This is a genomic window from Arthrobacter sp. P1_B9 (assembly GCF_056406495.1).
This window is the reverse complement of the sequence record NZ_JBFUAA010000002.1, coordinates 470,632-493,056: the sequence shown is the minus strand read 5'-3', so window position 1 is coordinate 493,056 and position 22,425 is coordinate 470,632. Positions and strand designations below refer to the sequence as shown.

The following is a 22,425-nucleotide window of genomic DNA, read 5'->3' as shown; positions in this document are numbered from 1 at the left end:
GTGTCCCCTTTCATCGCTTGCGGGCTTTGGGATCGAGGGCATCACGCAGGGCATCGCCCAGCATGATGAAGCTCAGGACGGTGATGGACAGCGCGATGGCCGGGTAGATCAGTGGCATCGGGTTGGACCGGAGGGAAGCCTTTGCCGCGTCGATGTCATTGCCCCAGGACATGACGCTGGCCGGCAGCCCGATGCCGAGGAAGGACAGCGTGGACTCGGCCACGATGAACGTTCCCAGGGAGATGGTGGCCACGACGATGATCGGAGCCAGCGAGTTCGGCAGGACGTGGCGCATGAGGGCGCCGAACTTCGAGACGCCCAGCGACCGGGCGGCCGTGACGAAGTCGGCGTTCCGGACCTCAACGACGGCGCCGCGGGTGATGCGGGCAATCTGCGGCCAGCCGAAGATGATCAGGATGAGCACCAGCGTCCACACGGTCTTGTTAGCCCGGAACATCGGCAGCTGCATCAGCACGATCGCGCCCAGGATCAGGGGAAGGGCGAAGAAGATGTCATTGATGCGGGCCAGGACCGAGTCGATCCAGCCGCCGTAATAGCCGGCGACGGCACCCATGATGCCACCGATCAGCAGCACGCCGATGGTGGTCAACAGGCCCACGGTCACCGAGGACCGCGTACCGAAGATAACGCGGGCGTAGACGTCGCAGCCCAACTGGGTGAAGCCCAGCGGGTGGCCCGCGGCGGGGCCGGCGTCGGAGTTGGCCAGCTGGCAGGCCTCCGAGGTCGGGTCGATCGGCGAGAAGAGCCCCGGGAAGAGCGACACCGCCACGACCACGAGGATCAGGAACACGGAGATGATGAAGAGCGGCTGCTTGCGCAGGTTCTTCCAGGCCTCACCCCACAGGCTTAGCGGTGCGGCTTCGTCCTTGACCCGGTCCGTTACCTGGAGCGGAGTCTCGGAGACATCGGCCACGAAGTGCACGGTCCGGCGGGCCGGGCGGCGCGAATCGGCGTGCCGTGCGGTGGTGGTGGTGTTATCAGGAGTCATAACGGATCCTCGGGTCAAGCCAGCCGTAAAGCAGGTCAACGAGCAGGTTGGAGAGGCAGTAGATCAGCACCAGGACGGTGACGATCGAGACCACCGTGGGCCCTTCGCCGGACAACACGGCCCGGTAGAGCCGGTTGCCTACGCCCGGAACGTTGAAGATTCCTTCCGTGACGATTGCCCCGCCCATCAAGGCACCGAGGTCGGCGCCCAGGAAGGTAATGACGGGAATCAGGGAGTTGCGCAGGATGTGGACGCGGACCACCTGGAACCGGGAGAGGCCCTTGGCGGTGGCGGTGCGCACATAGTCGGCGTTCATGTTTTCGATGACGGACGTGCGGGTCAGGCGCAGGACGTAGGCGAACGATCCCAGTCCCAGCACGATCGCCGGCAGGATGAGGTCCGGGATGGTCGCCGCAGAGCTGACGGTCGGTTTGGCCCAGCCGAGCTGGACTCCGATGGTGAACTGCAGCAGGAAGCCGAGGACGAAGATCGGGATGCCGATTACGATCAGCGAAAAGATCAGGACCGTGGCGTCAAAGAGCTTGCCCTTGCGCAGGCCGGCGATGAGGCCGAAGATGATGCCGAAAAAGGCCTCGAAGATCAGCGCCATGATGGCCAGCCGCGCCGTGACGGGGAAGACCTCGCCGAGCACGGCGGCGATGGGGCGTCCGGAGAAGTCCTGGCCGAGGTCGAACGTGAAGATGCTCTTGAGGTAAAGCAGGTATTGCATCCAGAACGGCTGGTCCAGGTGGTACTGCATGCGCAGCTTGGCTGCGACCGCCTCGTTCACCGGCTTGTCGCCGAACAGGGCCACGATGGGGTCACCGGGCAGGCTGAAGACCAGGAAATAGACCAGCAGTGTTGCGCCCAGGAAGACGGGAATCAGTTGCAGGAAACGCTTGAGGATGTATGTCGACATCAGCGAGTCACACCCTCGTTGGCAGGCATCCTGTCCAGGGATGCGGCGGAGTTGTTCATCAAAGAACCTTTTCACTATGGATGCAGGCCGGCGCCGGTTTGCTCACGGCGGCAGGGCTGCGAAAAGTTCGCCCGAAAGAGCCGGGCATCAAGAAAATAAATGGAGGGGAAACACGACGACGGCGGAGGCCCCAGTATGGGCGGCCCCCGCCGTCGTTTTGTTGTTACTTACCGGTTACGTTGTAGTACAGCGGGACGCCGTCCCAGCCGTAGTCGACGTTGGTGACCTTGTCGCTCCAGCCGCCCTGGGCAACCTGGTACCACAGGGGGATGGCCGGCAGGTCCGTCAGGAGGATCTCCTGGGCCTTGTTCATGGCCTTGTTGCCGTCGCTGACCGACGCGGCGTTCAGGCCGTCGGAGATGGCCTTGTCGAACGTCGGGTTGGCGTAGCTGGCGTCGTTGGAGCCGGCACCGGTCTTGTAGATCGGGCCGAGGAAGTTGTACAGCGACGGGTAGTCTGCCTGCCAGCCGGCACGGATGGAGCCGGTGAGGGTCTTGGCGGTGGCGTCGTTGCGGGCTTCCTTGAAGGTGGCGTACGGCTTGCCTTCAACCTTGATGCCGAGCGTGTTCTTGAGCTGGTTGACTACTGCCTCAACCCAGGCCTTGTGTCCGCCCTTGTCGGCGTTGTAGGCAATGGTGAACGTCTTGTTCGCGTCCCACTTCTGGATGGCGTCAGCCTTGGCCCAGGCTTCCTTGGCCTTGTCGGCGTTGAAAGTCAGGTTCTCGGCTCCGGCGATCGAGTCGCTGTAGCCGTCAAGCACGGGTGCCGTGAAGTCCTTGGCGGGCTGGCGTGCACCGTTGAAGATCACCTTGGTGATCTCTTCGCGGTTGATCGCCATGGAGATCGCCTGGCGGCGGAGCTTGCCGGCGTCGCCGCTCCATTCCGGCAGGTATTCCGGGATGGCGATGGTCTGGTTGCCGGCGTACGGCTTGTTGATGGTGCGGTCGCCGAGGTCAGACTTGAAGTTCTTCAGCGCGCTGGTCGGGATGGTCTGCAGGATGTCCAGGTTGTTGGACATCAGGTCCTGGTACGCCGAGTCGTCGTTCTGGTAGATCTTGAACGTCACGCCGGCGTTCTTGGCCTTGCGCGGGCCGTTGTAGTCCGGGTTCGGAACGAGCTGGATCTGCACGTTGTGCTGCCAGCCGCCGTCCGCGAGCTTGTACGGGCCGTTGCCGACCGGCTTCTCGCCGAAGCCCTTCGGGTCCTTCAGGGCACCGGAGGGAACCGGAACAAACGCGGTGTAGCCAAGGCGAAGCGGCCAGTCAGATTCCGGCTGCTTCAGTTCGACGGTGAACGTCTGGTCGTCAACGACCTTCAGGCCGGACATGGTCTCAACCGTGGAGCCCTCTGCGCTGGCTTCGTCGTAGCCCTTGATGCTTTCGAAGAAGCCACCGCTGAGCTGGGCGTTCTTGGCTGCGGCGCCGAAGTTCCAGGAATCGACGAAGGACTTGGCCGTGATGGCCTCGCCGTTCGTGAACTTCTGGTCCTTCTTGACCTTGATGGTGAAGTGCTGGCCGTCCTTGCCCTCGATGGACTCGGCGAGTTCGTTGACCGGCTTGCCGCTGGGGTCGTAGCTGACCAGACCCGCGAAGATCATGTCGATGACCTTGCCACCGCCGACTTCGTTGGTGTCGGCGGGCATGAGGGGACGCTGGGGTTCGGAGCCGTCGGCGAGGATCACTTTGCTGGTGTCGCCGCCGGTACTGCCGCTACCGGTTGCGGAGCCGCTGGCACCGCATCCGGTCAGGGCGAGGGCGGCGATAGCCACCATGCCCAGTGCTTTGGAAGTGCGCGAAAAACGCATTCCGCCTCCTATGAGTTGTGGGAGTTCGTGAGGGAAAAACTTATGCTTCCCCGTAAGCAGGCACAGGGGTATCCCCTGTGACGTGGCCTACATATGGAAGTAGCCTAGCCCTAAACCGTCCAAATGTTGGAACTCTGTTGCCAAACCGTGATCCGACAATCTCATGACGAGTAACGTCAAGCGGAGTGTATTTCAAGTCACACGCTACCGGCTGGTAGTATTCGCCCGCGGTGTGACCTGGGTTACTCGCCCTTAACTGGAATCTGCCGGTTTTGGCCCCTGTTCCAACCCCCTCCAGGCAAGCCTCAGCTGGCCCCTGACAGCAGCTGCGCGCGCAGTTCGCGGCGCTCGCGCTGCTTGTCCGGATCCGGCAGCGGAACCGCCGCCAAAAGCCGCTGGGTGTAGGGCTCCTGGGGATTGCGGAGGATCTGGTCGCGGGTCCCCTGCTCCACGATCCTGCCGCGCTGCATGACACATATCCGGTCCGCGAGCACGTCCACCACCGCGAGGTCATGGGTGACGAAGAGGCAGGCGAACCCCAGTTCCTTCTGCAGGTTCTGGAAGAGATCGAGCACCTTGGCCTGGACTGAGACGTCGAGGGCGGAGGTGGGCTCGTCGGCGACCATCAGCTTGGGCTTGAGCGAGAGGGCCCGCGCGATCCCCACGCGCTGCTTCTGCCCGCCGGAGAGCTCGTGCGGGTAGCGGTTGCGGTAGTCGCGCGGCAGCTCGACCTGGTCCAGCAGCGCCTCAATCCGCCGCTGCAGGTCGGCGCCCTTCGCGGCCCGTGCCAGGAACATCGGCTCCCCGATGCTTTCCCCGATGGGCAGCCGGGGGTTCAGGGACGACGACGGATCCTGGAACACCATGCCGACATGCCGGCGCATCTCGTGGAGCTGCCGGCCGTTCCTCTTGGCGGCGGAAATGTCCTGCCCGACTACCCGCATGGTGCCTGCCGCCACCGGCAGCAGGCCGACGGCGGCCCGGCCGATGGTGGTCTTTCCGGAGCCGGACTCGCCGACGAGACCGACCACCTGTCCGGGATAGATGACCAGGTTGGCCCCTTCCACGGCACGGAAGGCCGGCACCCGGCCCTGCTTCGGGTACTCGATGGCGACATCGGTGAGCTCCAGGACCGGCTCGCCCTTCGGCTTGGCCGCTTCGGCCGCGGCCAGGGCGGCGGCGTTTTCGCGCTCGCGCCGGATCAGCTCGTCTTCAGGAATGGAGAGGATCTCGACGTGGGTCGCGGCGGCGAGGGCAGCGGTGACGTCCACGTCCGCCGTGGAATCCGCGCCGCCCTGGCCCAGGTGTGGGACCGCAGCCAGCAGCGCCTTGGTGTACTCGTGCTGCGGGTTGTGGAAGATCTGCGCTGCCGTGCCCGTCTCCACGATCAGGCCCTTGCGCATGACGGCGATCCGGTCGGCGAGGTCGGCCACCACTCCCATGTCGTGGGTGATGAGCACAATGGCGCTGTCCAGTTTGTTCCGCAGGTTGCGCATGAGGTCAAGGATTTCGGCCTGGACGGTCACGTCGAGGGCCGTGGTCGGCTCATCGGCAATGAGCAGCTTCGGGTCGCAGGAGAGCGACTGCGCGATCATGGCGCGCTGGCGCTGGCCGCCGGAAAGCTGGTGCGGGTAAGACCGGAAGGCCTTCTCCGGATCGGGCAGTTCGACAAGTTCCAGCATGCGCAGGGCCCGGAGCCGGGCTTCTTCCGGGGAAACTTCATTGTGCAGACGCACAGTTTCGACGATCTGCGACCCCACGGTGTACACCGGGTTCAGGGCCGTCATCGGCTCCTGGAAGATCACCGCGACGTCCTTGCCGCGCACCGCGCGGATATTGGCCTCATTGCTCCCCAGCAGCTCACGGCCGGCAAGCTTGACACTTCCTGTCACACGGCTGTTACTCGGCAGCAGGCCCAGCAGCGCCATCGAACTGGCGCTCTTTCCGGAGCCGGACTCCCCCACGATGGCGAGCACTTCGCCGGCCCGGACCTCGTAGTTCAGGCCGATCGCTGCCGGGACCCATTTCTTGTCCACGCCGAAATCCACGCTGAGATCCCGGACCTCCAGGACAGGTTCGCCTTTGCCAGGCACAGGTGACGCCGGCGGATCGAGGGTGATGAAGTCAGTCATGATGGGCTATCCTTCCGCCCGGGCCGCCGGTGCACCGGGGATTAGTGCTGCGGCTCGGAATACTGAATTATTGGGGGCATGAGCTCTACGCCGCACGCCGGAAATGTTGAAGTCTTCAAAGCACGAACCAACAAATGGTTCGCGTTGCTGTCCTGGGCGGTGGCCGCGTTCGGTGTCGTGGTCACGGTCGTCATGGCGGGTCCGGGGGCGCTGGGCGGCATCGCCCCGCTGGCCTTCATTGCCTTCATGGGCTGGCAACTGTTCTGGATGCCGTCCGTTGTAGTCCACGATGCCGGCGTCACCCTGGAGAATCCGTTCCGCTCGATTGAGGTGCCGTGGGCAGCGCTGGTGCACGTCGATACCCGTTTTGCGCTGACGCTGGTCACCGCCCGGAAGAGCTACACCTCCTGGGCCGCGCCGGCCCCCGGTATCTGGGGCGGCCGCCATGCCCGCCCGGAGGACCTCCACGGCCTGCCGGCAACCACCTACGGTCCCGGCAAGTCGGTCCGTCCGGGAGATCTGAAGACCACGGACTCCGGCCAGGCTGCCATGCTGGTGCGGGCCCGGTGGCATGACCTCGTGGAAGGCGGGCAGCTTGCCGCCGGCGACGCCGCCAGCACCGCGGCAACGGTGACCGTCCGCTGGGTGGCGATTGGCGCCGTCGTACTGCTCCTGGCGGCAAGCTACCTGGCGATTACCGCCGGTTAGAGCGTTCCTGCACGGGGCCGGCATCTACTGGCCCCGTGTTCCGTCAGCCGGCCCGTCGTTGCGGGGATCCTCAGGCGCCGAGGCGCCAAGTCCGGTGACGGTACCTGCCTGCACCGCGGCACCCCCATGATCGGCCGCCTTCTTGGCATTGAACTTCTTCTGCCGTGGGTCAAAGGCGTCCCGCAGGCCGTCGCCGATGAAGTTGATGCTGAGGCAAATGAGCACGATGAACATGCCCGGGAACCAGAAGAGCCAGGGCCGTGTGGCGAAGGCCTGCTGGTTCTGGGAGATGAGCAGGCCCAGCGACGTGTCCGGGGCCTTGACGCCGACGCCGAGGTAGCTCAGCGCCGTTTCGGTGAGGATCGCGGCGGACATGGTCAGGGTCACGTTCACGATCAGCACGCCGACGGCGTTGGGCAGGATGTGCTTGAAGATGATCCTGGCGTTGCTGGCGCCGGAAATCCGGGCCGCATCCACGAACTCGCGTTCGCGCAGGGACAGGAATTCGCCGCGCATCAGTCGGGCCAGGGCGACCCAGCTGATCAGGCCAAGGAAGATTCCGAGGGCCAGGACGCCGTTGGTGCTGGCGAAGGAGGCGAACCAGCTCCCCTGGTCCCGGCGGCCGGCGAGGGCGGCCATGACGGCGGCCAGCAACAGGGCCGGAATGATGATGATGACGTCGGTCAGGCGCATCAGGATGGCCTCGGACCAGCCTCGGAAGTACCCGGAGATGGCACCGACCACGACGCCGATCAGGCCGGCGATGAGGCCGATCACGATCATGATGGTGATGGACTGCTGCGCGCCGCGCATGGTCATGGCGAAGAGGTCGCGGCCGATCCGGTCCTGGCCGAACGGATGTTCGCCCCAGGCCAGCGGCCACAGCGAGGAGGTCGGTGCGCCGCCGTTGACCAGTGGCGAGACTTGCGTATGGGAGTACTTCCACCAGCCGGGGATTCCCAGGTAACCCACCGAGGTGAAGGCCAGGATGAAAATGAAGGCGAACACCACGAGGCCGATAATGGCGCCGGAGTGTCCGAGGAAACGCTTCCGGACGATCTGGCCCTGGCTGAGACCCTTGGCCTCAAGGACCGGCTCAACGCCGGCCGCGGCTGATATCCGCGAGGCTTCGTCTTCGGCCATGATTACTTCCTGCTGACTTGGCTGGCTCATGCTTTTACCCTTACGCGCGGATCCAGTGCGGAGTAGGCGAGGTCCGCGATGAGGTTGAAGACCATGGCCGTGATGGCCACGCAGATGAAGACGCCCATGACCGGGTTGGGATCGGTGTGCGCGATCCCGTCCAGGAACAGGAAGCCCATGCCGCGGACCGAGAAGACGGTTTCGGTGATGACGGCACCGCCGATCAGCGCCCCAATGTCGAAGGCCACGATCGTGGCGATCGGGATCAGGGCGTTGCGGAAGGCGTGGCGCATGATGACGGTCCGCTCGCTCAGGCCTTTGGCCCGGGCCGTGCGGATGTAGTCCATGTTCATGATTTCGAGCATCGAGGCCCGGGTGAAGCGGGTGTAGCTGGCCAGTGAAATGAGAATCAGGGCCAGGGTGGGCAGGATCAGGTGCGTGAAGGAGTCAAGGCTCAGGACCCAGAAGTCGCCCTGGATGTTCGGCGTGCTGGCACCGATGGTGGCGATCGGCCGGCCGCGCACACGGCTGTTGTTGAAGTAGCTGGGCCACGCCTGCATGTACCGGTCCAGCAGGATCAGGAAGCCGACCAGGAACGAGGTGATGGCTGCCGCCCGCATGGACTGCCCGCGGTCGTAGCCGCCCACCAGGTAGCCGATGCCCATGCCGATCAGGACGAAGGCGACCGCCAGGAGCACGATCATCAGGAACGTAGCCTCGTTGAGCAGCGGCTGAAGGAGGAAGTAGAGCACGACTCCGACGCCGACGGCGATGAGGGCCGACTGCAGGGCCTTGCGGTTTTTCAGCCCGGCGGAGAGCAGGGTCACGGCGAACGCGATGCCGACACCGGCGATGGCGATGACCACGGGGCCCATGCCCGGGGTCTTGAACCATTCGGTGGCGGAGAAGTAAATGAGCACCGCGGTGACGAAGGCGAAGGCGACGGCGCCGGCCAGCAGCCGGCGCCGTATGGTCCCGCCCGCCGCGACGGCTGTCGCTGCGCCGACGACGACGCCGATCCCGAGGGCCGCGGGCAGCGGCACGTCGGGGTTCCGCAGGAAGTCGTTGAAGCCGATGGCGCCGAATTCCTTGAGCAGGACGGCGACCCAGAAGATCGGCAGTGAGAAGAACAGGAAGGCCATGAACGTCACGCCGTAATCCAGGGTGCTGTACTGCCGCAGGGCGGTGACGATGCCCAGGGTGATGCCGATCAGGATGGCGAGCACCGTTGCCGCGGTGACGAGGGTCAGGGTCTGGACGAGCGCGAAGCCGAGGGCTTCGGTGATGGGCTGACCGGCGATGTTTTTCCCGAGGTCACAGGAGTTGGCGAACGGAACGAGGCACTGGACAGCGCCGCCGAACCATTTGAAGTACCGCAGCGGGGCCGGGGTGTCCAGCTGCAAGAGCTCGGTCCTCGCGTCCATGAGCTGCTGCTTCTGGGGCGTGGGGTTGGCGCGGAATTCCTCGAGGGGATCGCCGGACGCCGCTGTCAGGAGATATACGAGGTAAGACGCACCGAGAAGGATGAGGGCGGCAGTCACGAGCCGCCGGAAGATGTAGGTCACCATTGGAATAGAACCTCGGAATTCGGGCCCAGGGATTGCCCGGACCGGTCGCGGAGTTTGGCCGGTTCCCGCCGATGTGGCGGCGGGACCACGGCATCGTCAGGGATGTCGCCAGAAAGGCGCCGGGACCGAAGAAGCTGTGGTCCCGACGCCTTTCCAGCAGTGTTACTTGGGGTCGCGGGCTACTTCTGTGCCCATTCCCAGAAGTTCCACCAAACGCCGGTCTGGTTCGGCATGTACTTCACACCGGTGATGCGGTCGCTGTACGCGTCCACGCCAACCGACTGGAACAGCGGCAGGCCGTAGGCCGAATCCCAGATCATCTTGTCGATCTGCGCAACGAGGCCGTCCTGCTTGCTCTTGTCGGTGGTGACAATCAGTTCGTCCATCAGCTTGTCGGCTGCGGGGTCGCTGAACTGGTTGAAGTTGGAGTCGTTGCCGGACTTGAAGATCTGCGGAACGCCGGACACGCCGACACCCGAGTTGCTCCAGCCAAAGATGGTGGCATCGTAGCTGCCGTCACCGAGGGCCTTGCCCCAGTCAGACTTGCCGAGGCCGCCGTCGACGATCTTGAAGCCGGCCTTGGTGGCGGACTCGCTGATCAGGGAGAAAGCGTCAACACGGTTGGGGTTGTCCTTGTTGTACATGATGCGAACTTCGGGGGTGGCGCCGTTGAGGAGCTTCTTGGCACCCTCGATGTCCACACCCTGGTAGGCGGAGGAACCATTGTTCTTGGCCGAGTCGGCGTACGGGGCCTGGTCCGGAACGAACAGCTGGGAGTCAAGCGGTGCAGCTTTCGGGTCCAGCTTCTTGACGATCTTGTCGACGATGTCCGTACGCGGGACGGCCTTCATGAACGCCTCGCGGACGTTCTTGTCGGCAAACGGGCCCGAGTAGTTCAGGTCGATGTGGTCGTACGCGAGCTGGTTGCCGACGTCGACCGTCACGCCCTGGCTTTCGAGTGCCTTGAGCTGCTCCACGGTGTCCGCGGATGCCTGCGGGGCGATGATGTCGGCCTCGCCGTTCTTGAGAGCCTGGACCTGGGCGGGTGCCTCACCGATGTAGCGGACGGTGATTTCGTCCAGATTGGCTTCCGGTCCCCACTTGTAGTCCTTGTTCTTGACCATGGTCAGGGACTGGTCCTGGTTGACGCTCTTGACGATGAACGGACCGTTGGAGAGGTAAAGGCTCGGATCGGCCGGCAGGGTCTTGGTGTCAAAGCCGGTGTTCCACAGGTCCGCCATAGCCTTGAGCTGGGCGTTCGCCGGCTTGGGGGCCTTGGAATCGCCGCGGGGCATGCCCTTCAGCAGGTCAATGAACGCCTTGGTGTCCGCCAGGCCTGCCTTCTTGGCCAGGACGTGGGCGGGGATGTCGACGCCGGGGCCGCCGATGGCGATTTCCCAGTCCGCGAAGGGCTTGGAGTACTTCAGCGTCATGCTGCGGCCGTCGTCACCGAGTTCCGGGAAGTCGGTGAGGGCGATACCGGTGGGGTCACCGGCGTAGGAGAAGTAGGACGTTCCGGTCTTACCTTCCGCGTCGGCGTCGTTGTAGTAACCGGAGAAGGCGGCCCACTGCAGCACAAGGTCGGCTGCGGTAACAGGAGTGCCGTCGGACCACTTCACGCCGTCGTTGATGGTGTACTTCACCGTCAGCGGATCGTCAGAGACCTTTTCCATCTTGCCGAACTTCTCATTGCGGACAACGTTGAGCTTGTTGTCGATGTAGAAGAAGCCCGAGTGCGTGGCGTAGCTGACCTTTGAATTGATGTCAGTGTTTCCATCGGCCGTGTTCGGGTTGAACGTATTAAACGCGTTGACCTCTACTACAGTTGCCGATCCGCCTTGCTTGCTTGCTGCCGCCGCAGTGGTCGGGGTTGTCCCGCCACTGTTGCCCGCGCAGGCGCTGAGGGCGATGGCAGCTGCTGCCGCCACGCCCACTGCTTTGGAAATACGACCCAAGCGCATTCCGCCTCCTTGTTTCTGTGGTGTGGGTGAGACCGGCGCCGAAGGCGCCAGACAGACGTCCACACTCCCCCAGCGGCAGTGTGGCCCGTCTCACATGGCATGAAGCGTAACCCCAAAGACCGTCCGGAGCCACCAAAGTTGACTCACCGTAAAGTTCGTTATGGAGCTGCAACATTGGGCAGGTTCCACAGGGCCAGCTTTCCCACAAAACGTTGACGTCGGCGTAACAAAAGGATAAAAGCGCCGCACACAGAAAAAGCCCCAATCCGAGAATCGGGGCCCTCCAGTTAATCCTTAATTACTTGGCAGAATTACCGCGCTGAGCAACCCAGTAATCTCGTCGTGAAGCCTGGGGTCGGCGGGTCCGAGGCCGTCAAGCACGTCTTGGATACTCACGGTCGACTGACGGACTTCCTTGACGCCGGCCCGCGTGAGGAACAATCGCGAGTAGTCCGCTTGGCCCGATTCGACCGTTCGGGTCCAGCTCGGATCCCGTTCGTTGGCGAACCACGCGGACGGCCCGAACTTGAGCTGGAGCCTCGACTGGCCCAGGTCGTTCGGTTCTTCTTCCACGTCGAGGTTGATGGTCCACTGGTATATCCCCGCTAATCTCGCGTCGACTCCGCGCACAAACCCCTCGCCCCGAGTCGCGTTGAGCTGTCGTCTGAGCGGTCCTTCGCTGAAGGCGCTGAGGCGCCCCTTGACTCGCTGGAGGAGGTCGCGGCCCTCGCCAAACCGTTCCCTCGCTTGCACCGCAAGATCATCAGCAAAGCGCTTGGCGGCTACTTCCTGCGGCTGCTCCTGATATCTGCGTACCTCCCCGGTATCACACATGGCAACAACGAAGTTGAGCACTTCCTGGTCACCCACGCGACCCTTTCCTCTAACGAACTTACGGTGCAACTGTTCGATGAACGCGTAGGCATCGGGATTCTTCCGCTGGTAAGCCCTGTCGCCACCGACGTGTTCCAGCAGTCGCTCAGCCAACTTGCCATACGTGAGGACCGCGGCGTTCTCCCACCCCATGGACTGCAAGGACGCATCCTCATCGCGACACAAGAGAACGACGGAACCCCGTTTGCCGTCCCGCACGCTGAACGCCAGGTAGCCGCTGTAACTGTGTCCGTGACCGTCAGAGGTGAAATAGTTCTCGACGACGACGACCGCAGCTTCGCTCTCAAGGACAAGGTCGGCGATGTCCGCTCCCCACGCGCCCATCGCGACGTTCACCTCCTGACGCACCAAGTAGCTGCCATGCGGAAGCGGTTCGCTCCCCGCCGAAACCCGGTTCAACTCGTCGATAAAGATCCGCAGGAAACGGTCGCCCAGGTTGTGCGTCTGTTCGGGGTCCAACAACCACCTAAAGATATTCGAGATCTGCTTTTCGTGGAGTCCGTGGTGCATAACGTCAAAGACGTTGAAACCCAACTCCAGGGACCTGCCAAGCACTGGCAGGAGCCCAGTTACCAAGCCATCTGACACGACACCCTCCCCGAGCATAGAACGTGAAGGCCAGATGGAAGACGGCGACGCCGCGAGACCCCCACATGGCTATGACTGGGCACTATACATTGAATCGGAGTTCCACCCGCGTTTCGTCACGGAGAGCCTCCGTCTCATCACGGCTGACCATCGCGACAGGTCGTTGGCGTGAACTGGGACGGCGGCGGCTCGTGTCCTCACGTTCCTCAGCTGCCATCAGCCGGCTTCGAGGACGAAGAAGATGAAGGACAGGAACGCTGTCTTCTCGCCGGTGAGGATGCGCGGCGGAAGGAGTTCGTGCGGTGTGTTTGGAGATGGCCCTGGTTCGCTCACGGTGGCGACGCGGTATCCCGCCGATGTGAAGGCGTTGATCATCGCGTGAAGTGGTCGGTGCCAGAAGGTCAGAACCGCAGGCTCGCCATCGAACTCGTAATCCTCCGAGTACTGCCGGATGGCGAAGTAGTCCTCGGCTGGTTGGGTGATCACGCTGACGGTGGGGTGGTTGACCGACAGGATCAGGCGACCGCCCGGCTTCAGCACGCGCCGCAGTTCGCCAAGCGGCGCTGACCAGTCCTCCAGGTAGTGCAGAACCAAAGACGAGACAACGTCGTCGAAGGAGCCATCCGCGAAAGGCAGCGGCTTGCTGAGGTCGGCCAAGTATAGATCCGCGGTTCCGCCAAGTCGCTGTCTTGCCAGTTCGAGCATCGCAGGACTGGAATCGAATCCGGTCATGATCGCGCCCTTCGCGCTCAGTGCCGCGGACAGGGGCCCGGAGCCGCACCCTGCATCCAGGACCCGGTGGCCGTCGACGTCGCCGGCGAGGCCAATCATCGCCGGCCGCTCGTAGTAGGCGTTGAGGAGGCTGGACTCGTTTTCCGCCGAGTAGCTCTCGGCAAAACTGTCATAATGGTCGGCTTTCACGGATCCTCGCTCTCGGGTAAACGCTCATGGTCAGTAGGGTCGGCCCGATCCTAACAACGTGGCCGTAAAGCCCGTAAGCATCGCCCGTTGATAACAGATTCGGTTTCGTGTGTTGGATCAACGCGGTTGGTCTGTTCTGGTGGTCGAAATGATTACCGTGAGCCAGAACGCCTGCGTCGATAGTTTATTGTCGGCAGGTGCAGCAAGACTGAGAACGTGAATATTGTCCTGATACCGCCTCTGCTCTGCTCTCCGCTCGCTTACGCCCCGGTGATCGATACCGTCTGGACGCGCGGGCAAGTCACTTTGGCCGACACCCGGCACGACGACACCATTGCGGCCATGGCCGAACGGATCCTCCGCGAGAACGTCGGCGACATTGCTGTTCTCGGAACAAGCATGGGAGGGTACGTCGCCCTCGAAGTCATCCGCCAGGCGCCCGATCGCGTCACCGCTCTCGCACTCGTAAGCACGTCCGCCCGAGCCGACTCCGCGGAGCAGCTCCAAGCGCGGGCGCGCCAGTCCGCGCTCGTTGAAGGCGGGCATTTCGACGCTCTTGTCGACGCCGCCTTCCCTGGCGTCGTCGCGGCAGACAACGAATCCGACGATGCACTCCTAGCCACTTGGCGCTCCATGACCAGCCCAGTCGGTGCAGAAGCCTTTCTCCGACAGCAGCAGGCAGTCGTGCAGCGCGCCGATCTTCGCTCGATTCTGCCGTCCATCGCCTGCCCGACAGCGATCATCCACGGAGCCCAGGACCGCCTCATCCCTCTGAACGCTGCGGAAGAAATGGCAGAAGCGCTGCCCACGGCCCGGTTCACCGTCGTCGAGGGTGCCGGCCACTTCCTGTTCCATGAGCAGCCCGCCGCCGCACGGGACGCCGTTAGCTCCTGGCTTGAGTCCGCCACATAGCCAACTGTCCGTGAAGCCCTCACCCGCTCGCAAAAGCGATAGCCGCCAAGAACACGTGTTCTTAGCGGCTATCGCTTTTGGCCTCAGGGAGATCAGAAACCAGACGTTGAAGCGGAACTCCACGACGTTCCGCAGTCGAACAACGTCACGGGTGGCCGTTCGTGCTTCTCAGGAGGTCGAGGATGGCGGCTTCCTTGGACGGGGCCTGGATGGGTCGGGCCACCACCAGCGATGTCGCGATCGGCGCTCAGCCCTGCGTTGGGCCGCGTCCAGATAGTCCTCGCGCGCCGCATCAAAGACCTCGTGAGGAAGACTCAGCGTTGCACGGCTCAACTGGCGTCCTACCAGCAGATCGCTGATTGCCCCCGGGATCTCCCGCGTCCCCCGAGCACCTTTCACGGACCGCCTGAGCTGCACGCCCTGCTCCGTGAGCCGCATCCCCCAGGATGAGTCGACCTCAGCAAGGCTGGAACCGACCAGGACCGCTATTGCCGTCTCTACCCGTTCCCGGGAAGGGACGTCGGCCTGCAGCATGTCCCACCCCGGCAGCAGCGCACGGAGCGACGAGGAGCGCCTCCCATCATGCAGCAGGGTCACGAGCGTTGCAGCGTCATCCATGTCTATGCGGTCCACGCCGTTCAGGCTAGCGCACTCCGAGCCGCCACCGCCTCGGGAACAATCACCGTCTCGGAAGAACGTTAAGTTCCCCAACACTTCGGCCGAGGATTCCCGGGAGGTACCGGAGCTGACTCAGACGTTAAAGCGGAACTCCACCACGTTCCGTCACCAAACAACCCGTTGTAGAACAGGGGGTACGCTGACGAACATACTGGTCGACCATCACGAGATCCGGATTTCGACGGCTACTGCGACCCCATGGTCCGCCGGCTGCTTGAGGACTAATGTTCCCTAGCGTCGCAGCGAGCGGCCAATCTGGCTGATAGCGGCATCATAGGCCACATCCCAGATCCAGCCAGCAGCCGGTGCACCGGCCAGCTCCAGTGACACCAGCCCGTGGACTTGGCCCCACACGACGGCGACCATCGAGGCGATCTCGTCATCCGCTGCTCCGGGCAGCGCTGCGGCAACCGCGGCGAACAGCGGCGCGATCGACGGCTCAGTGGCACCCGGCGTCGGCCGACACGGCACCTGGCCGGCCAGTGAGCCGCCGAACATCAGGCCGTAGAGGATCGGATGCTCCAGTGCCCAAGTTCGGTAAGCCCGGCCCAATGCTTCGAGGCCGGCAGCGGCGACCTCTTGTTGGGAGGCAGCAAAGGAAGCGAAGCCATCGTCGAGCACGGCAGTCAACAGCTCCGCCTTGCCCCCGAAGAGCGAATACACCGCCGTCGTCGACGTCCCAGCGGTAGCGGCAATACTGCGCAGCGATAAGGAGGCGGCGCCGTCGCGGGCGATGAGGGAGGCTGCGGTGTCGAGCAGCCTGCGACGCAGGGTCTCATCGTGGACTATGGGTCTTGCCATAGGACAAGTATTGCATAACACTGTTCTGTAACAGCGTTATGAATAGGAGAAGCCCATGTCGGAGCAAGTGCACGCAGGACGTTTCACTGCCGATCCCGGAGGCGGCCCGGTGACAATCTTCCTGATTGGGATGCGCGCCAACCGGTGGTGGAAATTCGGGAAAGTGGCAAGGGTGGGGGCGGCCATGCCCAGGATGCTTGCCCACCTGGCCAAGACGCCGGAGGCTGGATTGTTGGGCTACCAGCAATGGTTCGGGCGGACGACCATCATGGTCAGCTACTGGAGGAGCCCGGAGCATCTGCAGCGGTTCGCGGCCGACCGGTCGGCGCCGCACCTTGAGCCCTGGCGCCGATTCATGCGCGAATCCGCCGGTACTGGCGACATCGGCGTATGGCACGAAACCTACGAGACGATGCCCGGTGGCAGGGAAAGCGTGTATAGCGATATGCCGGTCTTCGGGCTGGCAGCCGCTACCGGTCACGTACCAGTGGGAGCGGGACTGAACACCGCACGCCAGCGCTTGGAGGCAGACGAGGTAAGTTGGCGCCTGTCCGAATGAGCCGTCTAGATTGCAGTTTCTCACTGTGCAAGGTCCCCGGCCAATAGTGAAGGCAGAGCCTGTTGATTGGAGTCATCGCCGCGATTCTCCGCCACGGACGGCGACCCGGCACGCTTCCGGTGAACCCGGCGCAGCAAGCCTCACCACCGTGCGAACGGGCCGCAGCACTCCCGAAACAAATCCAAAGTTCCTACGAGGAGAAGAAACTAAATGCCGACTTTCAACGGCCCCGAAACAGGACCCGCTGTCGCCCATTTCGAAACACCGCGCCTTCATGCCCGCCCATTCCATCCGGCAGATGCAGAAGCCTTTGCCGCCTATCGCGCCCAGCCCCAGGTCGAGCGGTACCAAAGCTGGAGCAATTACACCCTTGAACAAGGTCGCACCCTCATCAACTCGATGCAAAACATCCAGCCCGGCATACCGGGAGAGTGGTACCAGTTCGCCCTCGAAAGACGTGCCGACGGCATTCTCATCGGCGATGTTGCATTAAAGGTGAACGACACTGAAAAGAGCGAGGCGGAATTGGGATTTACGCTAGCGCCCGAGCACCAGGGGCACGGGTATGGCCGTGAGGCGGTTCTGGGGCTCCTCGGCTACGCCTTCGAGCAGTTGCATCTCCACCGCATACTAGCTGTCACCGACGCGCTCAACGATTCTGCGGCCCGGCTTCTTGAGAGGGTGGGAATGCGGAGGGAAGCCCACTTCCACGAAAACGTCTTTTTCAAAGGTACGTGGGGAAGCGAGTTCGTCTTCGGAATACTGGACCGGGAGTGGACTGCAGGTCCACGGAGCGTACCGGATCTGCCTCCGACGGAATCGGGCCATAAGGAAACGACCGGGATGGCCCCCTCCCCGGTCGGCATCAAGGGGTTAGCTGTGAAATGACTCGTGAGCGCTGGTAAGGGAAAGACCCGCATCGCCTCGCGTTGGAGTCGCAGGTCATTGGGTATCCGGGGAAAAACCCCGAAATTTCCTATGCACCCGGACTCCGTCCGAAGGTCCTCGACGCTACGACTATCAATTCTGTTACAAGAAATGCCGCCCTCGTACGTTTCACGGAGGGCGGCATTTCTACTGATTCAGGCGAAGAATCTACACATTAAATCTAAATTCCACGACGTCGCCGTCGGCCATGATGTATTCCTTGCCTTCGATCCGGACCTTGCCACGGGCCTTCGCCTCGGCCATGGAACCGGCCTCGATCAGGTCATCGAAGGAGACGACCTCGGCCTTGATGAAACCGCGCTGGAAATCGGAGTGGATCACGCCAGCCGCCTGCGGGGCAGTGTCGCCCTGGCGGATGGTCCACGCGCGGGTTTCCTTGGGGCCGGCCGTCAGGTAGGTCTGCAGTCCGAGGGTGTGGAAGCCGACGCGGGCCAGCTGGTCCAGCCCGGATTCATCCTGGCCGTTCATTTCCAGCATCTCGCGGGCTTCTGCCTCGTCGAGCTCCACCAGGTCGGACTCGAGCTTGGCGTCCAGGAAGATGGCGTCGGCGGGGGCCACGAGGGCCCGCAGTTCGGCCTGCTTCTCCGGGCTGCCGAGGATTCCCTCGTCGGAGTTGAAGACATAGATGAAGGGTTTGGCCGTGAGCAGGCCGAGTTCCTTGAGGTGCTCCATCTCCAGCTTGTCGCTCTTGATGGACGAGAAGATGGTGTCGCCGCGTTCCAGCACTGCCTGTGCCGCCAGGATGGCCGCCAGTTCGGCCGCCTCCCGCTTCTTGATCTTGACTTCTTTTTCGATCCGCGGGATGGCCTTTTCGATGGTCTGCAGATCGGCCAGGATCAGCTCGGTGTTGATCGTCTCCATGTCGGAGCTGGGATCGACCTTGCCGTCGACGTGGATGACGTCCGGGTCATCGAACACGCGGACAACCTGGGCGATGGCCTCGGCCTCGCGGATGTTGGCGAGGAACTGGTTGCCGAGGCCCTCGCCCTCGGAGGCGCCCTTGACGATGCCGGCGATGTCCACGAAGGACACGGCGGCGGGCAGCAGGCGCGCGGAGCCGAAGATGCCGGCCAGCTTTTCAAGCCGGGCATCCGGCAGGTTCACGACGCCGATGTTGGGCTCGATCGTGGCGAACGGATAGTTCGCCGCGAGGACCTGGTTGCGGGTCAGTGCGTTGAAAAGGGTTGATTTGCCGACGTTGGGCAGTCCGACGATGCCAATAGTAAGAGCCACGAGCATATATTCTACCCGCACCAGCCGCCGGCCGTTGCTGCGGCCTGCGGCTGCGCCTGTGGCGCGGCAGGGTGCCGGCGCGGGCGCGGGGCGGTGTGGGGTGTTCCCGGGGCGTTGTCGGGTGGTGCGGCGGGTACATCCCGGAGTGTTCCAGGGTGTTTCAGGGTGTTCCGGGCGTCGAAGCCAAAACTGTCACAGGGGCATGTCACAGTGAAGACATGGAAGCTTTTTCTCTGATTCTCGCCCTGCTCATGCTGCTCGCGGGCGCCGTCACCGGCGCCGCCGTCGTCTATGTCCTGCTGCGCCGGCGCTATCTGGCCGTGGAACAGGACTTCGACGGCGTGTCAGCCCGGCTGTCCGAGGTCAGCGCCCAGTTCGCCGCCGCCGACGCCGAGAGGCGCCTGCTCGCGGCCCAGAACCGGGAACTCGGCGAGTCCCGGAACCACGACGGCAGTGTGCTCCGTGCGCTGGCGCCGGTGGCAGAAAAGCTCACTGCCGTGCAGCAGCAGGTATCCCTGCTCGAACGCGACCGGCTGGAGCAGTACGGCCAGCTGGCCCAGCAGCTGCAGGAGGCCCGCCTGTCCGATGAGCAGCTGCTGCGGTCCACGCATGCGCTGGAGTCCGCTCTGCGCTCCAACAGCGCCCGCGGCCAGTGGGGCGAGGTCCAGCTGCGCCGGGTGGTCGAGGCGGCAGGCATGCTGCGGCACGTGGACTTCCACGAACAGCTCCACAGCGGGCAGGCCCACAGCTCCGGCACGGACGGCAGCCTCCGGCCCGACCTCGTGGTGCAGCTGCCCGGCGACAAGCAGCTGGTGGTCGACGCAAAGGTCCCGCTGGCGTCGTATCTTGCCGCCCAGGACCTCGGCGCCGCCCAGGCGGGCCAGCAGTCCTCGCAGCTGCCCGGCAGCCAGCAGGCGCACCTCGCCGCCCATGCCAAGGCCCTGAAGGCCCATGTGGACGCGCTGGGCAGCAAGAAGTACTGGGACATCCCAGGCAACTCTCCGGAGCTGGTGGTCTGCTTCCTGCCGGCGGAATCAATCCTGGCCGCCGCCCTCACGGCCGACCCGGCCCTGCTGGACTACGCACTGGCCAAGAACGTGGTCCTGGCCTCCCCCGGGACCCTGCTGGCGGTGCTGAAGTCGGTGGCGTTCACGTGGCGGCAGGACGTGTTGACGGACAGCGCCCGGGAACTCTTCGAGCTCGCCCGGCAGCTCTACGACCGGATGGGCACGCTCGGCGAGAACGTCACCAAGCTGGGGTCCTCGCTGAAGACCTCGGTTGAGCGGTACAACTCCATGGTCGGGACCCTTGAGGCGCGCGTCCTGCCGACCGCGAGGAAACTCAACGCCCTGGAAGCCGCCGGACTGGCCACTCCCCCCGCCGTCGAAGCTACACCGCGGGCAGTCGCGGCCCCGGAACTTCAGTCCCGTGACGAGTCAGAAGAGTCCGCGGCCTAGGTGCCCTGCGCTTGGGTCTCAGCGCCCAGGACTGCCCAATGCCCAGGAGTGTCCAGTACCCAGGACGTCCAGTGCTTAGGAGTGTCCGGTGCCTAGGACTGTTCGGGGCGGGTGCCGCGGCCGCCGAGGGCGCGGGTGACGTCGCCGGCCTGCTTCAGGGTGGCCCGGAGCTCCTTCGGCAGGGAGAACAGGAGGTCTTCCTCGGCCGTGACGACTTCCTCGACCGATCCGTAGCCGTAGTCGGCGAGGAGCCGCAGCACATCCTTGACGAGGACTTCCGGGACAGAGGCCCCCGACGTCACGCCCACCGTGGCGACGCCCTCGAACCACGTCTCGTCAACCTCGTTGGCGAAGTCGACCCGGTAGGAGGCCTTGGCGCCGTATTCCAGCGCCACCTCCACGAGGCGGACCGAGTTTGAGGAGTTGGCGGAGCCCACCACGATCACCAGATCCGCCTGGGGCGAGATCTTCTTGATGGCCACCTGGCGGTTGGTGGTGGCGTAGCAGATGTCGTCGCTGGGCGGGTCCTGCAGGGTGGGGAACCGCTCCTTGAGCAGGCGCACGGTCTCCATGGTCTCGTCCACGCTGAGGGTGGTCTGCGAGAGCCAGATGACCTTTTCCGGGTCGCGGACCGTGACCTTGTCGACCTCGTGCGGGCCGTTGATGATCTGGATGTGTTCGGGGGCCTCGCCGGCGGTGCCTTCGACTTCCTCATGGCCGTCGTGGCCGATCAGCAGGATGTCGAAGTCATCCTTGGCGAACCGGACGGCTTCGCGGTGCACCTTGGTGACCAGCGGGCAGGTCGCGTCAATGGTGCGCAGGCCGCGGTCCTCGGCGGACTGGACGACGGCGGGCGAGACTCCGTGCGCGGAAAAGATCACGAGGGCGCCTTCCGGAACCTCGTCGGTTTCATCGACGAAGATGGCGCCCTTTTCCTCCAGGGAGCTGACCACATGGACGTTGTGCACGATCTGCTTGCGGACATATACCGGCGGGCCGTAGTGTTCCAGGGCTTTTTCCACCGCGATGACTGCACGGTCCACGCCGGCACAGTAGCCGCGCGGGGCTGCCAGAAGGACCTTTTTGGGACCGGCGACCGGGGCCGCGGCCAGGACGTCTTCCGGGGAACGCCGCCTGCGCGGAACGGATGGCATCGGAACGGAGACAGCGGTGGTGGTCATGCTCCCATGCTACCGGTGTTCAATCCTGCCCCGTTTGCGGCCGCCGGCGACCCGGACAGCCACTCCCGTGGCTACCAGTGCTGCTCCCGCGACGGCAGCAGCGACGATCCACTGGCCGAAGCTGGCAGAGCACGCCGTGACGAACTCGTTCTTGAACAGCTCCGCCACATCGTTGCCGCTCGAGGTCCCGGCGACAGCGGCGCCGGCGGCATCGCTGGCAAGCTTCCATACCCCCGCGAGCACCAGCGTCCCAACGCCCATTCCGACCAGCACGGTCCACCGGCGTCGGGCCGCAACGAACGCCAGAATGAAGGCGATGGCCGCGCCGACGGCAACGGCGTAGCCCATCGGGGCGTAGACGGTGACGCGTTCGATCATCTGGCGCTGGTCGGACTGCCCGATATGGATCAGCACCTGGCCGGGCGCCTCCAGCGGAAGGGTGGTCGCCGCAGTGACCTGCTTGGCCACCAGCCCGGCAAGCGGCGCGACATCCAGGGTGAGCGAGGACGACCCGTCAACCTCCGGCGGCAGCGTGCTGGGGTCGGCGAACGTGAGGCGGTGGCTCTTGCGCAGGGTTTCAGCCCAGGCCTCGGGGTAGCCGGGCAGTCCCGTCAGCGAGCGCGCCGCGCTGTCCAGGACCGGCCGGGCCAGCTCCGTGAAGGCTTCGGGAATGCCGGCGCTGGCGGCCAGGCCGTCAACGGCGGCCGCGGCCAGCCGCTGCTGGAACGCCGGGTCCTTGCCCAGCGGCGCGGTCAGGGCAACGAAGCCCTTTTCCTGGACGATGTTCTGGTCCACCCACATGGCTGGAACGGCGACGGCTGCCATCAGGAGCCCGATGAGGACGGCGACGGCAGAGACAAAAGTGCGCAAGGGATTCCTAGGAGGTTGATGGCATCCCTCCCATCCTAGGGCGGGGCCGGGCGCGGCCATAAAGTCGGACCCCGGTGGT

The 22,425-nt window shown here is 64.2% G+C and carries 18 protein-coding genes; 5 read left to right on the top strand and 13 right to left on the bottom strand.

The features are described from left to right. Window positions 1-10: 10 nt before the first annotated feature. From AC1D1A_RS04835 to AC1D1A_RS04820, 4 genes are all read right to left on the bottom strand, one after another. On the bottom strand, window positions 11-1,009 hold the full coding sequence (locus AC1D1A_RS04835; protein ID WP_230007110.1) for an ABC transporter permease: 999 nt from the start codon (window positions 1,007-1,009) through the stop codon (window positions 11-13). Then, window positions 999-1,928, bottom strand: coding sequence for an ABC transporter permease (locus AC1D1A_RS04830; protein WP_230007109.1), 930 nt, complete (start codon window positions 1,926-1,928; stop codon window positions 999-1,001). Before AC1D1A_RS04830 ends, AC1D1A_RS04835 begins: the two co-directional genes overlap by 11 nt. 223 nt (window positions 1,929-2,151) lie before the next feature. Beyond that, on the bottom strand, window positions 2,152-3,792 hold the full coding sequence (locus AC1D1A_RS04825; RefSeq protein WP_230007108.1) for a peptide ABC transporter substrate-binding protein: 1,641 nt from the start codon (window positions 3,790-3,792) through the stop codon (window positions 2,152-2,154). Window positions 3,793-4,097: 305 nt separating this feature from the next. After that, window positions 4,098-5,924 carry an ABC transporter ATP-binding protein gene (locus AC1D1A_RS04820; protein WP_230007107.1) on the bottom strand — a complete coding sequence of 609 codons (1,827 nt, stop codon included), beginning with the start codon at window positions 5,922-5,924 and terminating at the stop codon, window positions 4,098-4,100. Window positions 5,925-6,002: 78 nt separating this feature from the next. Between AC1D1A_RS04820 and AC1D1A_RS04815 the strand changes: the two genes are divergently transcribed. Continuing rightward, window positions 6,003-6,632: a PH domain-containing protein gene (locus tag AC1D1A_RS04815; RefSeq protein ID WP_476850339.1), complete on the top strand. Its 630-nt coding sequence runs from the start codon at window positions 6,003-6,005 to the stop codon at window positions 6,630-6,632. Between the two features lie 24 nt (window positions 6,633-6,656). On the opposite strand, the gene AC1D1A_RS04810 is transcribed toward AC1D1A_RS04815, so the two are convergent. The 5 genes from AC1D1A_RS04810 to AC1D1A_RS04790 form a co-directional block, all read right to left on the bottom strand. Continuing rightward, the gene (locus tag AC1D1A_RS04810; RefSeq protein ID WP_476850371.1) at window positions 6,657-7,775 is read right to left on the bottom strand and encodes an ABC transporter permease; all 1,119 of its coding nucleotides are present in this window, start codon (window positions 7,773-7,775) and stop codon (window positions 6,657-6,659) included. Window positions 7,776-7,801: 26 nt separating this feature from the next. Next, window positions 7,802-9,343, bottom strand: coding sequence for an ABC transporter permease (locus tag AC1D1A_RS04805; protein ID WP_476947241.1), 1,542 nt, complete (start codon window positions 9,341-9,343; stop codon window positions 7,802-7,804). A 179-nt stretch (window positions 9,344-9,522) separates the two neighbouring features. Further along, window positions 9,523-11,304, bottom strand: coding sequence for an ABC transporter family substrate-binding protein (locus AC1D1A_RS04800; protein ID WP_223913883.1), 1,782 nt, complete (start codon window positions 11,302-11,304; stop codon window positions 9,523-9,525). A gap of 294 nt (window positions 11,305-11,598) precedes the next feature. Further along, the gene (locus AC1D1A_RS04795; protein WP_476947240.1) at window positions 11,599-12,786 is read right to left on the bottom strand and encodes a PD-(D/E)XK nuclease family protein; all 1,188 of its coding nucleotides are present in this window, start codon (window positions 12,784-12,786) and stop codon (window positions 11,599-11,601) included. A 216-nt stretch (window positions 12,787-13,002) separates the two neighbouring features. Further along, window positions 13,003-13,707, bottom strand: coding sequence for a class I SAM-dependent methyltransferase (locus AC1D1A_RS04790; protein WP_476855757.1), 705 nt, complete (start codon window positions 13,705-13,707; stop codon window positions 13,003-13,005). Between the two features lie 216 nt (window positions 13,708-13,923). On the opposite strand from AC1D1A_RS04790, the gene AC1D1A_RS04785 reads away from it, so the two are divergent. Then, window positions 13,924-14,619, top strand: a complete 696-nt coding sequence (locus tag AC1D1A_RS04785; RefSeq protein ID WP_476850335.1) for an alpha/beta fold hydrolase — start codon at window positions 13,924-13,926, stop codon at window positions 14,617-14,619. Window positions 14,620-15,528: 909 nt separating this feature from the next. Here the strand turns inward: AC1D1A_RS04785 and AC1D1A_RS04780 are convergent. Continuing rightward, window positions 15,529-16,098, bottom strand: a complete 570-nt coding sequence (locus tag AC1D1A_RS04780; RefSeq protein ID WP_476850334.1) for a TetR/AcrR family transcriptional regulator — start codon at window positions 16,096-16,098, stop codon at window positions 15,529-15,531. Window positions 16,099-16,153: 55 nt separating this feature from the next. Between AC1D1A_RS04780 and AC1D1A_RS04775 the strand changes: the two genes are divergently transcribed. After that, window positions 16,154-16,657, top strand: coding sequence for a DUF4188 domain-containing protein (locus AC1D1A_RS04775; protein WP_230009803.1), 504 nt, complete (start codon window positions 16,154-16,156; stop codon window positions 16,655-16,657). Between the two features lie 210 nt (window positions 16,658-16,867). Beyond that, window positions 16,868-17,545: a GNAT family N-acetyltransferase gene (locus AC1D1A_RS04770; RefSeq protein ID WP_476850332.1), complete on the top strand. Its 678-nt coding sequence runs from the start codon at window positions 16,868-16,870 to the stop codon at window positions 17,543-17,545. Between the two features lie 207 nt (window positions 17,546-17,752). Here AC1D1A_RS04770 and ychF read toward each other — a convergent pair whose 3' ends face one another. Next, window positions 17,753-18,838 (bottom strand): redox-regulated ATPase YchF, encoded by a 1,086-nt coding sequence (ychF, locus tag AC1D1A_RS04765; RefSeq protein ID WP_028275710.1) that lies wholly within the window; start codon window positions 18,836-18,838, stop codon window positions 17,753-17,755. Between the two features lie 218 nt (window positions 18,839-19,056). On the opposite strand from ychF, the gene AC1D1A_RS04760 reads away from it, so the two are divergent. Further along, the gene (locus tag AC1D1A_RS04760) at window positions 19,057-20,295 is read left to right on the top strand and encodes a DNA recombination protein RmuC (RefSeq protein WP_476947239.1); all 1,239 of its coding nucleotides are present in this window, start codon (window positions 19,057-19,059) and stop codon (window positions 20,293-20,295) included. A 92-nt stretch (window positions 20,296-20,387) separates the two neighbouring features. On the opposite strand, the gene AC1D1A_RS04755 is transcribed toward AC1D1A_RS04760, so the two are convergent. Then, on the bottom strand, window positions 20,388-21,476 hold the full coding sequence (locus tag AC1D1A_RS04755; RefSeq protein ID WP_018773787.1) for a 4-hydroxy-3-methylbut-2-enyl diphosphate reductase: 1,089 nt from the start codon (window positions 21,474-21,476) through the stop codon (window positions 20,388-20,390). Between the two features lie 9 nt (window positions 21,477-21,485). Then, the gene (locus AC1D1A_RS04750) at window positions 21,486-22,346 is read right to left on the bottom strand and encodes a hypothetical protein (protein WP_476947238.1); all 861 of its coding nucleotides are present in this window, start codon (window positions 22,344-22,346) and stop codon (window positions 21,486-21,488) included. Window positions 22,347-22,425: the final 79 nt, after the last annotated feature.

What these genes read in the sequence shown, in the direction of transcription:
- AC1D1A_RS04835 (WP_230007110.1), bottom strand. Translation starts at nt 1,009, where the DNA reads ATGACTCCTGATAACACCACCACCACCGCACGGCACGCCGATTCGCGC.
- AC1D1A_RS04830 (WP_230007109.1), bottom strand. Translation starts at nt 1,928, where the DNA reads ATGTCGACATACATCCTCAAGCGTTTCCTGCAACTGATTCCCGTCTTC.
- AC1D1A_RS04825 (WP_230007108.1), bottom strand. Translation starts at nt 3,792, where the DNA reads ATGCGTTTTTCGCGCACTTCCAAAGCACTGGGCATGGTGGCTATCGCC.
- AC1D1A_RS04820 (WP_230007107.1), bottom strand. Translation starts at nt 5,924, where the DNA reads ATGACTGACTTCATCACCCTCGATCCGCCGGCGTCACCTGTGCCTGGC.
- AC1D1A_RS04815 (WP_476850339.1), top strand. Translation starts at nt 6,003, where the DNA reads ATGAGCTCTACGCCGCACGCCGGAAATGTTGAAGTCTTCAAAGCACGA.
- AC1D1A_RS04810 (WP_476850371.1), bottom strand. Translation starts at nt 7,775, where the DNA reads ATGGCCGAAGACGAAGCCTCGCGGATATCAGCCGCGGCCGGCGTTGAG.
- AC1D1A_RS04805 (WP_476947241.1), bottom strand. Translation starts at nt 9,343, where the DNA reads ATGGTGACCTACATCTTCCGGCGGCTCGTGACTGCCGCCCTCATCCTT.
- AC1D1A_RS04800 (WP_223913883.1), bottom strand. Translation starts at nt 11,304, where the DNA reads ATGCGCTTGGGTCGTATTTCCAAAGCAGTGGGCGTGGCGGCAGCAGCT.
- AC1D1A_RS04780 (WP_476850334.1), bottom strand. Translation starts at nt 16,098, where the DNA reads ATGGCAAGACCCATAGTCCACGATGAGACCCTGCGTCGCAGGCTGCTC.
- AC1D1A_RS04775 (WP_230009803.1), top strand. Translation starts at nt 16,154, where the DNA reads ATGTCGGAGCAAGTGCACGCAGGACGTTTCACTGCCGATCCCGGAGGC.
- AC1D1A_RS04770 (WP_476850332.1), top strand. Translation starts at nt 16,868, where the DNA reads ATGCCGACTTTCAACGGCCCCGAAACAGGACCCGCTGTCGCCCATTTC.
- AC1D1A_RS04760 (WP_476947239.1), top strand. Translation starts at nt 19,057, where the DNA reads ATGGAAGCTTTTTCTCTGATTCTCGCCCTGCTCATGCTGCTCGCGGGC.
- AC1D1A_RS04755 (WP_018773787.1), bottom strand. Translation starts at nt 21,476, where the DNA reads ATGACCACCACCGCTGTCTCCGTTCCGATGCCATCCGTTCCGCGCAGG.